The organism is Veillonella tobetsuensis (assembly GCF_001078375.1).
Taxonomy (GTDB): Bacteria; Bacillota; Negativicutes; order Veillonellales; family Veillonellaceae; genus Veillonella; species Veillonella tobetsuensis.
The window spans coordinates 161,362-175,324 of the sequence record NZ_BBXI01000002.1 but is presented as its reverse complement, the minus strand read 5'-3'; the positions used below and the strand labels follow the sequence as shown (position 1 = coordinate 175,324).

15 protein-coding genes are annotated in these 13,963 nt (G+C 37.7%); 9 read left to right on the top strand and 6 right to left on the bottom strand.

Annotation, left to right across the window (positions count from 1 at the left end; genetic code table 11):
• Positions 1-4 precede the first annotated feature (4 nt).
• The 5 genes from VEI_RS00905 to VEI_RS00885 form a co-directional block, all read right to left on the bottom strand.
• Positions 5-1,249, bottom strand: coding sequence for a restriction endonuclease subunit S (locus tag VEI_RS00905; RefSeq protein WP_059361329.1), 1,245 nt, complete (start codon positions 1,247-1,249; stop codon positions 5-7).
• On the bottom strand, positions 1,249-3,804 hold the full coding sequence (locus tag VEI_RS00900) for a type I restriction-modification system subunit M (RefSeq protein WP_059361327.1): 2,556 nt from the start codon (positions 3,802-3,804) through the stop codon (positions 1,249-1,251). The genes VEI_RS00905 and VEI_RS00900 overlap by 1 nt, the downstream gene beginning before the upstream one ends.
• 257 nt (positions 3,805-4,061) lie before the next feature.
• Positions 4,062-4,637 carry a hypothetical protein gene (locus VEI_RS00895; RefSeq protein ID WP_059361325.1) on the bottom strand — a complete coding sequence of 192 codons (576 nt, stop codon included), beginning with the start codon at positions 4,635-4,637 and terminating at the stop codon, positions 4,062-4,064.
• Between the two features lie 213 nt (positions 4,638-4,850).
• Complete coding sequence (locus tag VEI_RS00890; protein ID WP_059361323.1) at positions 4,851-5,171, bottom strand: type II toxin-antitoxin system RelE/ParE family toxin; 321 nt, start codon at positions 5,169-5,171, stop codon at positions 4,851-4,853.
• Positions 5,172-5,173: 2 nt separating this feature from the next.
• Positions 5,174-5,419, bottom strand: a complete 246-nt coding sequence (locus VEI_RS00885) for a type II toxin-antitoxin system prevent-host-death family antitoxin (protein ID WP_059361321.1) — start codon at positions 5,417-5,419, stop codon at positions 5,174-5,176.
• A gap of 216 nt (positions 5,420-5,635) precedes the next feature.
• Between VEI_RS00885 and VEI_RS00880 the strand changes: the two genes are divergently transcribed.
• The 8 genes from VEI_RS00880 to rbsB all read left to right on the top strand — a co-directional run bounded on the left by VEI_RS00880 (position 5,636) and on the right by rbsB (position 12,124).
• On the top strand, positions 5,636-6,292 hold the full coding sequence (locus VEI_RS00880) for an NAD(P)H-binding protein (RefSeq protein ID WP_059361320.1): 657 nt from the start codon (positions 5,636-5,638) through the stop codon (positions 6,290-6,292).
• Positions 6,293-6,470: 178 nt separating this feature from the next.
• Positions 6,471-6,752: a type II toxin-antitoxin system Phd/YefM family antitoxin gene (locus VEI_RS00875; protein ID WP_059361318.1), complete on the top strand. Its 282-nt coding sequence runs from the start codon at positions 6,471-6,473 to the stop codon at positions 6,750-6,752.
• A gap of 4 nt (positions 6,753-6,756) precedes the next feature.
• Positions 6,757-7,083: a type II toxin-antitoxin system RelE/ParE family toxin gene (locus VEI_RS00870; RefSeq protein ID WP_059361315.1), complete on the top strand. Its 327-nt coding sequence runs from the start codon at positions 6,757-6,759 to the stop codon at positions 7,081-7,083.
• A gap of 156 nt (positions 7,084-7,239) precedes the next feature.
• A complete protein-coding gene (gene rbsK / locus VEI_RS00865; RefSeq protein ID WP_059361313.1) occupies positions 7,240-8,127 on the top strand; it encodes a ribokinase in 888 nt (295 codons plus the stop codon).
• Positions 8,128-8,336: 209 nt separating this feature from the next.
• Entirely contained in the window at positions 8,337-8,750 is a 414-nt protein-coding gene (rbsD, locus tag VEI_RS00860; protein ID WP_059361311.1) for a D-ribose pyranase, read from the top strand.
• Positions 8,751-8,795: 45 nt separating this feature from the next.
• Positions 8,796-10,277 (top strand): sugar ABC transporter ATP-binding protein, encoded by a 1,482-nt coding sequence (locus tag VEI_RS00855; RefSeq protein ID WP_059361309.1) that lies wholly within the window; start codon positions 8,796-8,798, stop codon positions 10,275-10,277.
• Positions 10,277-11,212 (top strand): ABC transporter permease, encoded by a 936-nt coding sequence (locus VEI_RS00850; RefSeq protein ID WP_004697939.1) that lies wholly within the window; start codon positions 10,277-10,279, stop codon positions 11,210-11,212. The genes VEI_RS00855 and VEI_RS00850 overlap by 1 nt, the downstream gene beginning before the upstream one ends.
• A gap of 9 nt (positions 11,213-11,221) precedes the next feature.
• Positions 11,222-12,124 carry a ribose ABC transporter substrate-binding protein RbsB gene (gene rbsB, locus VEI_RS00845; RefSeq protein WP_059361307.1) on the top strand — a complete coding sequence of 301 codons (903 nt, stop codon included), beginning with the start codon at positions 11,222-11,224 and terminating at the stop codon, positions 12,122-12,124.
• A 55-nt stretch (positions 12,125-12,179) separates the two neighbouring features.
• Here the strand turns inward: rbsB and VEI_RS00840 are convergent, their stop codons facing one another.
• A complete protein-coding gene (locus tag VEI_RS00840; protein ID WP_059361305.1) occupies positions 12,180-12,578 on the bottom strand; it encodes a hypothetical protein in 399 nt (132 codons plus the stop codon).
• 157 nt (positions 12,579-12,735) lie between these two features.
• Here VEI_RS00840 and VEI_RS00835 point away from each other — a divergent pair, with 157 nt between their 5' ends.
• A complete protein-coding gene (locus VEI_RS00835; protein WP_059361301.1) occupies positions 12,736-13,929 on the top strand; it encodes a HipA domain-containing protein in 1,194 nt (397 codons plus the stop codon).
• Positions 13,930-13,963: the final 34 nt, after the last annotated feature.

Genomic DNA, 13,963 nt, shown 5'->3' with positions numbered 1-13,963 from the left:
ACATCTACACAAATAACTGTTGGAGTAAACCTTTTTTTATTGATATAAGATGATCCAACTTACGCTGATGAAGGGTAATATATTGATTAAACTTTTCTAATGTCTCTCCAATAAATACTTGTTCTTTTATATTAACTGGAGTTTTTATTGGCATTTCAAAGAATGTAGAATCTTTTATTGCTATACGATCAGCTCTAGCACCACTATCACCATTTAGTTTCATATAACGATGCCAATGGTTTGATTGAAAATACCATTCTAAAAAACCTAAATCTACTTTAGATGCTCTAAAAACAGTATATAAAGGAGACATTATACCAGTGCGATTCAACTTATTGCGATTGATTGGACCTACAGGTGCTAATGTCGAGATTCTCGGATTATAAATAAAGTCATTGTTCTCAACTATATAATATCCATTAATATTATCCTTATTTGAAATTTCTTTATCAAAGAAGTCAACCTGGCTAATAATGCCTTGTTCAGCAGAATTAGTTAATGTTTCTGTATAATGGACATCTACATTTTTGGTTGTAACTTTCGTAGATATATCTGATAACTTACGCTGTTCCCAAGCATCAGTAAAATCTTTAAATCTAATTTCAGGAAATTGACTTCCATTTTTAGGGAATAATTTTTGCAATAACGCTTTTTTAGCTAATTTAAGTTTTTCAAGCTTACGCTGATGAAGGGTAATACCCAAATCAATATTCCTTAAGAAGTTTCCTAACAAGCTTTGTTCCTCATTATTTGGCAAACTTATCTCAAGTTCCATAACTTTATTTTTTGAAATATTATACCGTGATATACCTTGAGCAAGTATTTTGATCTTGTCTCGCATATATGGCGCACGTAATGAATATCCTAAAAAATATGGATTAATTTTTTGATTAGGTCTAAAACCAAAACAAAAGCTATTTAAATAAATATTAGGCGTATGTCCAAGCCATACCGAGGACATGCCAACTTCTTCTGGTGTTTCGGATGAGGTAGTAAATAATACATCTCCATATTTAACCTCATTTTGTGTTGTATCTATTTCTACCTTATCAGTCATAGCTACATCAGAAACTGTATTTTGAAATACATTTAAATATGTAATATATTGTGCCTCACCATGCCCAAAATCTTCTTTCGTTTTACCTGATAATCCGGTATATGTTGAACCAATACTACCCAACTTACGCTGTTCCCAATCATCAGTAAAGCCTTTAAATCGTAATTTAGGAGTTTTTTTATTAGTATTCATCATTTTGCTCCTAACAATTCTAATAAGGAGGATATCCCCATATCGTCATTAGCTTCTAACTCACGTAATGATGTAATCAACTCTTGCTCTACGACTCTAATGTCATTATCTATTATTTGTAGTGAAGTTCCATATTTATTGGCCAAAGCACTTAAACATTGAATAAAATCATTAACAGTCTTTGTGGAATACGCTTTTAGTTCATTTATTGCTGGCACAATCCAATGTTGATATAGCAATGCATCGATTTGTTCATCAGTAAGATTTTCTATACAATATTTTGTCGCATCTGCTAACTCAGCAACAGCCACCTTCTGACATTTTTTCAGTTTTGTTTCTTCAGCATATAAATCTTTAACGGCCTTTAACAATGGATATAATTCTGGTTCATCCTTATAAACCTTAACGGCTGCGTTTAATGGCGTCTTCACGAACCCAGTTCTATCATCATTCAGGAATTCCATATCTTGATAGTCCATTGGTACAGCTTCAGCAAGTTCAGCGATTCGCTCTTTAATCGCTTCAAGTTCATTCTCTATATGTGTTAGATTTGAAAGTTCATTCTGCAAATATAATTCTTGCACTAATCCAAAAGGAACAATAGCCCCTTTCCACCCCTCTTGAACCTCTACTTGTTTATTATTTTTCTTTTTCATTACCATATTTGGTTCTACAGAAGCAACCAAGGCTTTACCATTATGTCCCATTTTATCGATATCTAATGTAATTTTAGACCAATTATCACTCATAATTTGATAGATATCATAGGTATCGATTAATGGTATATTAGAAAATTGTTCAAATAACTCAGCTGACAATATGTGCCAAACAGTTTCATCCATTCCAACTTTAAAATCATCAATAACTGACTGTGAGACATATTCTATATACTGATTAATCTTTGATCCCAAGGAGTCTGTAAATTTATTTACAGCAGGATAATCATATACAATCTTAGCAACATCCCCCTCTACCAATGAATAGTATCCATCTTGCCCTTGTTTAAAGATTTCTTTATCAAGCCCTTCAAATACACTCCAATACGGGGATAATTTTTCTATCTCACTATATGGAATACCACCATGAACAATACCATATATATCATATATTTCATCATTTTTAGATGTGTCCACATAGCGAGGAATATTTAAATTGTAATCATTACCTATAATCTCATCGCGAGATACAACTGTACAATATCCAGGAAGCGTTTCTCTTTTACAATAAGCATCTACAATGCGGCGAATATCTGATGATTGTAACTTGTTATTTTTATTGGCTTTCACAAAATATTCTGAAGCATCAATAACAAGTACATCCTGATTCTCTCTCTTCTGACGTAATACCATTATGATTGTTGGGATGCTTGTACCAAAGAAAATATTCGCTGGCAAACCAATAATGGCATCAATATGATTATTATCAATAAGAGCCTTACGAATTTCTCCTTCACTATCCCCACGGAACAATACACCATGTGGCAATACGATTGTCATAATACCATTTGGTCTTAAATGATATAAATCATGGAGTAAAAAAGCATAATCGGCTTTTGTAGCAGGCGCTAACCCAAATCGACTGTATCTAGGGTCATTTTCTTTTCCTTTTGGCTCCCAGTGTTGAGAATATGGGGGGTTAGATACGACTGCATCTAGGTATAATGGATTATACGTTTGTTGAGGGTCCGCTTCATCAAAATAAGGCCAATCATCTTCTAATGTATCTGCATTTCTAACCATAATATTAGATGGTTGAATATTGCGCATAATAAGGTTCATTCTCGTCAAATTATACGTTGCCTCTTTTAGCTCTTGAGCATAGTATTTAATACTATTTTTGTCTTTTCTATATTTCTCAATACTTTTACCAATATTAATCAACAAGGAACCTGATCCACTTGTAGGGTCATAAATTGAAATTTCATTTCTACCTTGTAAATGATGAGCTACAATTTCTGACATCAAAACAGAAACTTCATGAGGCGTATAGAATTCACCCGCTTTTTTACCTGCATTGGCAGCAAAATTCGAAATCAAATATTCATATACAAATCCCAAGACATCATAATCCTGAGAGCCATCCATTGGTATTTCATCAATCAATGAGATTAATTGTTGAATAGCTTTGGATTGAGCACCAGAGTTATCGCCTAACTTAGTTAAACCTAATTGCAATGTATCAAAGATACCTTTATATATTCGGTTATATTGATCATTCAATAAGCGTTCAAAAGAATTTAATGCATCTTGCACTCTACCTACATCAAGCTGGTTTCCATCCTGAATCCATGTAGAAAATAAATGATTATATGGTATAAAGTAGTACAAATCATTTCGAATAGCATCACGTAATTCTACATTTGATTCTACTAAAACAGATTTGTATTCAGCTTTTGCTATTTGATACTGTATACGTAGTAACTCTTCCTCTTTTTGAGACAAAAACTTATAAAACATGAATCCTAATATATAATCTTTATACTCATTCGCCTCGATTTTAGAGCGTAATTTGTTGGCTGATTCCCAAATTTTATTTGCTAATTGCTGTTTATCCATATGCCACCTCAAGTAATACTAGTTGTTATGTGTATTATACCATTACAGGCAAACGCTCTATAGCACTTTTATAGATTTCAATACACAAAAAAGTCTCCTAAGGGCGCCTAAAAAAATAAAGCGACACCGAATAAACGATGCCGCCGCTTGAAACCATATATGATTTTTCTATGTACAATAATATTACAAGTTAAAACAGTATAAGTCAATACGTATATATAAATGTAGATTAGATTAGATTTATTCAATCTAAAATTCTATTCAGTCTTTTCTCCACTCTCTGTTGCTACTGCTTCACTCGAAACTTCAGCCTTTTCTTTACCTTCTGTTGTTTCAGCAACTTTTTCTCTAATTTCTTTGGCTGCCCCTGCGGATTTTTCTTTAACAGTTTCTGTAATATCTTTAGCCGCATCAGCAGTTATATCTTTTACTTCTTTAGCCTTTTGTTTTAACTCTTCTGCCTTCTCCTTGAGGGTAACTTCAAGATCTTTTGCTACAACAGCAGACTTAGCCTTTACCAATTCATTTACTTCATGTGCTGCATCAGCAGATTTGGCCTTAACATCTCCAGCTTTTTCTTTTACTAGCACTTTAATATCTTGCGCCGCATCAGCAGATTTAGCTTTAACATCTTCTGCTTTCTCTTTTACAAGCACTTTGATGTCTTGCGCCGCATCAGCGGATTTAGCCTTCACATCTTTTGCTTTTTCTTTAGCCAATACTTTTACTTCTTGTGCAGCGTCAGCAGTTAAGTCTTTTACAACACTAGCCTTAGATTTTGCTAATTCTTTTACGTCTTTTACAGCATCATTCAAATGATCTAGAAACTTCATATTAATTTCCTCCAATTAATTTTGTAATGAATATCTTCTCTCTTTCAATTACGAATTAAGATTAAATAAAATCTAGCTTTTATATCATTAAATCATAATTTATCTCAATCATAAAGAATATCCATGCATCTTCATGTTACTATTAAAATCATTTTGTGTTATATCAAAACCATAACAAAAAGCACCATCTATTAACGATAGTGCTTTTAAGAACTAATGGACTTCATCTAATAATATTCTAAGATAATCACGTCTACTGTTTAATATTCTGTCAATATAGATAGTCTGGTCAAAATAACGGTAAAAACTTAAATAATTATGACAAAGTAAATATCTGTATTCAATTTTACTCCCTAGATTAATCAATAATTGCTGTCCCATTTCTGGAAAAACACGCAACGAATCATTCGTAGTCACTATATCCGAAACAGTTTTCCTAGCTAACTCAATATCACCGGTTTCTTCTTCTATAAAAGATTTTATTTGAAGTAAATCTTCTCGGGCTTTTGGTGCATAGCTAATTTGATTATCCATAATTAAATCCCCAATTCACACTTTAGTTGCTCTGATGAAATCCATCCTTGTTCTTCACCAGATTTACGACCTGCCTCTAAAGCGCCCATAAGTTTTATCGTAGCCATCACACGTTCATAATCTTGAATATCCATAATTGCATATCGTCCTCTACCATTTTTAGTTAAGAATACGGGACTATCTATAGCAACATCACGTAACACTTCTGAATAATTGCGTAAATCTGAAATAGGTTTTATATTCGGCATATTATCACCTCCAAGAAGCTTTAGTAATATAACACTCATTTTTCAAATGTCTTATTATTATTGTAGATAAATTATCATGTAAATTCAACAATAAATTTTACAGCATTATATAAACGAATAAATTGTAACCTCACTATACATACCATTCTCACTTTTTCGTCACATAGTTGTGATATAATGCAATCTATTACTTACGCTCGGACATAGGAGGTCTATATGTATAAATACATTACAATCTTAGGCGCTGCGGGCCAAATCGCACAACGCTTAACGGCGACGTTATTAACATATACAGATATGCACATTACTTTATATGGTCGTCAATTGAGCTCCCGTATTCATCCAGAAATTTTGGAACATAATCGCATAACCGTTATTGAAGGCTCCTTTCAGAACCCTAAAAAATTAGAGGAAGCAGTAAAAAATTCAGAGATCGTATTCCTCAGTGCAATGGAAACTGGTAGTGATATGGCTGCCATTGTGAAAGCCCTTTCTCGCCAAAATGTACGCCGTATTCTCGGCTTATCTATCGTAGGCCTTGCCGGTGAGTTCCCAAAAGAATTAGAAAAATGGACCTTTGACAGACTACCAATCAGCTACGTACAAGGCGAACGCCAAGCACGCAATGTATTGCGTGAATCCAACTTGAACTACACTATTTTGCGTCTCCCTTGGCTCTATAATGATATGGAAAACACAAATTACGAATTCATCCCTGAAGGTGAACCCTTCAACGACGCACAGGTCACACGTGAAGCTGTGGTAAAAGCCATCTACGATATCTTACACGCTGAGGACGAAACACCATTCAGCCGTGCTAGCATTGGTGTTGGTGAACCAGGTACACACTACGATAAACCATCGTTTTTATAGGATGCAAAGACTATCTTTCTTTTCTTATCCCAAATAGAAAGATAGTCTTTTATTTTTATATCGAGGTACTAACTTTGATACTTCAATATAAAAACATACTGTAATTATATCGTTTAAATGATATAATTACAGTATGTAAATTAGGAATAGAAATCTTGTAAATTATAAGGAGATAAATATGGGCATCTTACGTGAAACAATTCGTCCATCATCAGATTTACGAAATAAGTATCCTGAAATATCTAAGACCTTACAACTAAAAGATGAGGCAGCCATAATTACCGTAAATGGTCGCGGTGATACTGTCAGCTTAGGATATAACACATATAATATGTTAAAAGCAAAAATCGAATTACTATCATCACTAATTGAAGGACAAAATGATATTATTCATGGTCGAACCACTACTGTAGAAGAAGCCTTTAATAGCATCGATAAAATGTTAGAACAAATGGAGTAAGATAATGACCATAAAAACTTACACCAGTATTCATACAGAAAAATTCAATAAAGAGTTACATCAGCAGATACTCTATGTGGCTATGCAATTCTCTAAAGAGACGGCACTACAAGTTAAAGAAAATATTCAAACAGCTATTTTAAATCTTCAATTACATCCATATATGGGTACTACCCCTAAAATCAGAAATCTTAAAGACAATGATTTTCGTATGCTAATTTTAAATAAAATCATTATATTCTATACAGTTGTAGAAGAAACTAAAACTATTTACTTACTCTCTATAGTGGATCAACGACAAGATTACATTAATATCCTTAACGGTTTATAAAACTATAAAATACATTCGGTATACATTTTCATGTCCAGAAAGTGTATACCGTTTTTTAATTCCCATAATTTATCCTTATTTATGTAGATAAACCGCGTTATTTACGCTATACTAATATAAGATTAAGATACACTAATAGGTATATAAGGAGTTAATATGAATCGCATTGTTGTTATTGGTAGTTGCAACATGGATATTGTGGTCCTTGCGGACAAACGCCCTACTGCAGGCGAAACCATTATGGGCAACGAATTGCACATCGCTCACGGCGGCAAAGGTGCCAACCAAGCGGTTGCTGCTGCTCGTCTCGGTGCAGAGGTTACTATGGTAGGCTGCATCGGTCGAGATGCATATGGACAAATGATTTTGGATAACCTCAAAAAAAATCATATCAATACGGACTATATCGTCACTGTCCCAGATACGACAACAGGTACTGCTCATATCACGTTAGCTGAAGGCGATAACAGTATTATTGTTATTGCAGGTGCTAATGCTAAGGTGGACCAATCTGTCGTCGATAATGCTTGGTCTGGTATCGAACAAGCAGATCTTGTAATGGTACAAAACGAGATTCCTATTCCAACTATCGAATATATCGTTCGTCGTTGTCACAATGCTAATGTAAAGGTCCTCTTAAATCCGGCTCCAGCGGCGGACCTCAATCCTGAATGGTTAGAATTAGCAACCTATATCACGCCAAATGAGCATGAGTTATCTGCGCTCTACCCTAACCAATCTACAGAGGAAACATTGTTAGCAAACGAAAACAAAATCATCGTTACTCTTGGCAGTAAAGGCGTGGGCTATGCTGACAACGGCGAAATCCACACCGTATCTGGTTTCAAGGTAGAACCAGTAGATACAACAGGCGCAGGCGATACCTTCAACGGTGCCTTTGCAACAGCTATCGTCAATGGTAAAAGCTTAGCCAACGCATTGCACTACGGTAACGCAGCTGCGGCCCTCTCCATCCAACGTTTGGGCGCCCAAGGTGGCATGCCTACCAAGGATGAGGTCGACGCATTCTTGGCTAAGCATTAACGAACTGAATAGGACTTTAAAAGCTCCACCGGCCAAATCTGACTTCGGCCTACGGCCTCCGCAGGGCCAAAGTCGCTTTGAAAGTCCTATTCAGTTCTAACAAAAGTTTGCCAACCAACGAATACGTTCGCCCTCTATATAGTAAATTTAACAAATCAATAAATGAGGCTAAAAAGCCTCATTTATTGATTGATAAAAAGGAGTTTATCATGCAACGACACGGCATTTTAAATAGCCATATCGCTAAGGTATTTGCTGATTTAGGTCACACAGATACAATTTGTATCTCCGACTGCGGATTACCAGTACCTGAAGGGATTCAAAAGATTGACTTAGCCTTAGATTTTGGTGTACCAAGCTTTGAGCAAGTGGTATCCATCATCGCTAAGCATATGAAATCCGAAGCGATTCATGTGGCAAAAGAAATTAAGGAACATAATCCTAAAGCGTATGACTTCTTGGAGTCTACCTTTCCATCCAATCAATACGAATGGATTGAAACGAGCCATGAAGCTTTCAAAGAAGCAACAAAGCAATGCAAATGCATTATTAGAACTGGTGAAGCATCTCCGTATGCCAACATTATCTTGCGCGCCGATTGTATTTTTAGCGATCGTCCCTAGAGCAATAGATTAAGAGATACTTTCACCAATCATATAGGAGTAGTTATGGAAATTGTTATGTCAGGCATTGCAAAGGCATTTGGTACGAACCAAGTACTACGCGATGTAAGTATTACCCTCAAGGAGGGCGAGGTTCACGCCTTGATGGGCGAAAACGGCGCCGGCAAGTCCACCCTCATGAATATCCTTACGGGTATTCACAAGGCAGATGCTGGTACAATCACCATCGACGGCGTAGAGCGCACCTTCCCGAACCCGAGAGAGGCCGAGCTAAACGGTGTAGCTTTCATCCACCAAGAGCTCAACATTTGGCCAAATCTAACATTGTTAGAAAATCTATATTTAATGAGACCGAAGCGCAATAAATTCGGTATGCTCGATAAAAAAGCGATGCTCTCTGAGGCAAAAAATACATGCCGCGAACTAGGAATCGAATTGCCGCTCACAATGGAAGCAGGCCTTTGCTCCGTCGGTCACCAACAGATGACGGAAATCCTTCGTATCTTGATGTTAGATGCCAAGGTTGTCATCATGGACGAGCCGACAGCAGCCCTCACCGAGCGTGAAACGGCGACATTGTTTAACATGATGCGCAAAATGAAAGCCCGCGGCGTAGCTATCGTATATATCTCTCACCGTATGGAAGAGGTATTTAGCGAATGCGATACCATCACGGTTATGCGTGATGGTCACACCATCATTACAAAACCAACTGCAGAGATTTCTGTAGATGAAGTGGTACGCCACATGGTAGGTCGTTCTATCGATGAGTTCTACCCTGCTCGTACTACAACACCTGGCGAAGTTGTGATGAGCGTAGATAACCTCAAACCAGAAGGGTTCGATAACGACATTTCCTTCTCCTTGCGCAAAGGCGAAATCCTCGGCGTAGCAGGTCTCATGGGCGCTGGCCGTACAGAAATCATGCGCGCCATCTTCGGCGTAGATAAACATAATGGCGGTACCGTAACAGTTAACGGCTCCGTTCTCAACTGTAAAAAACCAGAAGATGCCATCAAAGCTGGCATTGCTTTCATCACAGAAAATAGAAAGAGCGAAGGCTTGATCCTCGATTTCTCCATCGGTTCCAATATTACATTGCCGAACCTTGGCGACATTTGTCCATCTCATGTGCTGGATAAGGGCAAGCTCAATTCCTTTGCTGACGAATTGTCTAAAAAGCTAGGCGTTAAAACACAATCTATTCACGAACCGGCATCGTCCCTATCCGGTGGTAACCAACAAAAGGTGGTTATCGCAAAATGGGTTGGTAAAAAGCCATCCATTATCATCATGGACGAACCGACGCGCGGTATCGATATCGGTGCGAAACGTGATATTTATGATTTAATGAACGAATTAACGAACGATGGTGTGTCCATTATCATGGTGTCCTCTGAGTTACCTGAAGTGCTAGGCATGAGCGACCGCGTTATGGTCATTCATGAAGGTCGCGTAGCAGGTATCTTGGACCGCTGCGATGCAACACCAGAATCGATTATGACATTAGCCACAGGAGGACAATAATGGACAGCAAAGCTCTACAATATGTAAAAAAATTAGGCCCCCTCATCGGCCTCATCCTATTATTTATCATTATCTCTGTCATGAACGACAGTTTCCTTGAATTCTCTAACTTGCGTAACTTATTACGCCAAGTATCCATCAATGCAATCATCGCCTTTGGTATGACCTTCGTCATCTTAACAGGCGGTATCGACTTATCCGTTGGTTCCATCCTTGCCCTCTCTAGTGCAGTGATGGCCAACCTCATCGTAACAGGTACTGACCCTGTATTGGCTATCGTGCTAGCTGCCGGTGCTGGTCTTGTATTGGGCGGTATTAACGGTCTCGTTATTACTTATGGCCGCGTAGCTCCATTTATCGCTACCTTGGCGACCATGACAATCTACCGTGGTGCCACTTTGGTATTCACAGACGGTAACCCAATCTCCGGTCTTACTCAAGATCCTCTATTCCACGGCTTTGGCCAAGGGGATATTGCAGGCCTTCCAGTTCCAGCCATCACAATGTTCCTTGCTTTCATCATCCTCTGGTTCGTATTGAGCCGCACATCCTTAGGCCGTAAAACATACGCCGTAGGTGGTAGCGAAAAGGTAAGTTACATTGCTGGTATCAAGATTGACCGCGTTAAAATCTTCGTGTATGCCTTGACTGGTATGCTCTGTGGTATCGCTGGTGCAATCATTACATCTCGTCTTAACTCTGCACAACCTACAGCAGGTGCAGGCTACGAACTTGACGCTATCGCAGCAGTAGTTCTTGGCGGTACAAGCCTTGCTGGTGGTCGTGGTCATATCGTTGGCACATTAATTGGTGCCCTAATTATCGGTACCCTCAACAATGGGTTAAATATTCTCGACGTTTCCAGTTTCTATCAACAAGTTGTAAAAGGTATTGTTATTTTACTGGCTGTTCTTGCAGACCGTAAGAAAGCCTAGGAGGTTCCTATGAAAAAACTATTGTTACTGTTGGCGATGGCCGTTATGGTTATCGGTCTTGTAGCAGGCTGTGGTAAAAGCGCTGATAACGGCGGCGACAAAAAATCCGGCACTATCGGCTTCTCTGTTTCCACATTGAACAACCCATTCTTCGTAACTATGAAGGAAGGCGTTGAGGCTCAAGCTAAAGCGCTTGGTCTTAAAGTTAAAATCGTTGATGCTCAAAACGATCCTGCAAAACAAGCAAACGATATTTCCGACTTGCTTGAAAGTGGCGTTTCCGTATTGATCATCAACCCTGTAGACTCTGCAGCTATCTCTACTTCTGTAGAAGCAGCAAACGCTAAAAACATTCCTGTAATCACTGTTGACCGTTCTGCTGATAAAGGCAAAGTAGTAGCTCACATCGCTTCCGATAACGTAAAAGGCGGCGAAATGGCAGCTCAACTTATCGCTGATAAAGTAGGCAAAGCTGCGAAAGTAGCTGAAATCGAAGGTATCCCTGGTGCTTCCGCAACTCGTGAACGCGGCCAAGGTTTCCATAACGTAGCTGACAAAGACTTAACAGTAGTAGCAAAACAAAGTGCTGACTTCGACCGCACAAAAGGTTTGAACGTAGCAACAAATATCTTACAAGCTAACCCAGACGTACAAGCTATCTTCGCTCATAACGACGAAATGGCATTGGGCGCTATCCAAGCAGCTAAATCCGCAGGCAAAACAATCTTCATCGTAGGCTTTGACGGTACTGCTGACGCAGACAAAGCTGTTAAAGACGGCACATTGGCTGCAACAATTGCTCAACAACCAGACCAAATGGGTAAACTCGCTATCGATACAGCTCAAAAAGTTATCAAAGGCGAAGCTGTAGAAGCTAAAATTCCTGTAGATCTTAAAGTTGTTACAAAATAATTGTATATAGAAACTGGGTACAGAAAAAGAGTCGCATCAAATGATGCGACTCTTTTTATTTTGGCTCTCGTTCTAAAAATTCCTTGAAAAATGTAATGAATTTTGGTAAATACGTTTGATCTAAACTTTCAATCGTCATATTACATTTGTAATTCCAAGTGGTACAGATATTAACATCCATTGTCAAAACACCCTTTTGGTCTAACGAGAATTTTAGCGTATCCCCTTCTCCCGTCAGAATATATGTAAAGGTTGCTTCTCCTTTGCAGTTTTCATACAAGTCAACTAATTCTTTATAACCAATACGAATCCCTGACCAGTCACTAGGGTCAATGTACCCAGCACAGATATTATAACCCCGTTTAATATATATGCCAAACACACCAAATTGAGATAACTCTGTATCCATATCAAATGCTATTGTTAAATTAGATTCATTTACAATTTCATACATTATCATTACTCTCCATAAACAACTTTATATTGTTTATTATAGCATCCAATCTAAAAGCTAATAAACTCAGATAAGCTGAGTTTCAACTATATCCATAGAAAGTTTTTTCTTATGCTATAATGAGCATATATAAAATACAAAGGAAAGGAGGGTTTTCATGGACTATATATTACTCAACAAGGATGTTCCTGTGTTGCAGTTTCGCATCGAGAGGCATGAAGAGATTGTCAACTTAACCACATTAGTTCACATGAATATTACCGATTTAACAATCATAGATAATGTGGCATTGCCATTGAATATGCAACCTACTGTAAAAGGGTTAAAAAACTGGCTATTACAGCGTAAGGTACCAAATAACCGTACATTCGTCGAGAGTTTATTAGACGCTATTTCCGACACAGAAAATCCCTATCGGTATTTAGATGTAACCTACGGCCTATCCTTAAATGATACGTTCTGGGTAAAACCAATGAGTTCTTCAGTTTCATGGTCAGATGTTAATTTATACAACAATCCATTTAGCGAAATTGTGGCAGGTATTGCTTTCACCGGCGAAGATAGTCACATAAAAGGAATTGTTACAACACCAGAGTACACTACGAATGGTATGCTCCGTAAGTGTTGGCATCGCGAAAATGACGTCATCTATTTATACAAAGGGTCAACCCCTCGCTACGCTAATGGTGGACTTGAGGCACTCAGTGAAGTATATGCTAGCCAGATTGCGGCCGCTATGGGATTAGCACATGTGGAATATAAACTCACTACATTCCATGACCAACTAGTTAGTGCGTGTCCTCTATTCACGTCAGAACAGATTGGATATATGCCTATATCTGGGCTCTTAGATGAAGCGATATCTCGGGATGAACTCATGTTGTATGATAAACAATGCGATATAGCTAGCCTATACGGTATTATGCCATTTTCCGATATGATGGTGTTTGATGCGCTCATACATAATACTGATAGACACCTCAATAATTTTGGTGTTCTCATAGATAATAAAAGCAATCGTATTCTGGGGCCTGCACCTTTATTCGATCATGGCAATTCATTATTCTACAATATAACTGACGATGAATACTCAGATTTAAACGCTATAAAAGATATAAGTTTCTGGGGTCTCTCCTTTGATACACTAGCAAAATTATATCTTCATGGCTCACATCGATCTATGTTAACCCCATTACTGGATTTTACATTTAATCGCCTTCCATCTGACATATTAACAGATAAAAAATTAGATCTATTAGAATCCTATATCCAACAAAGGGCGGCTTATTTTATAGACCTACTGGATGGAAAATATATTAATTTCACTCACCCTCATATACCAAAACAATAATAATTACATACATAGCAAAAGAGGCTGTCATTTG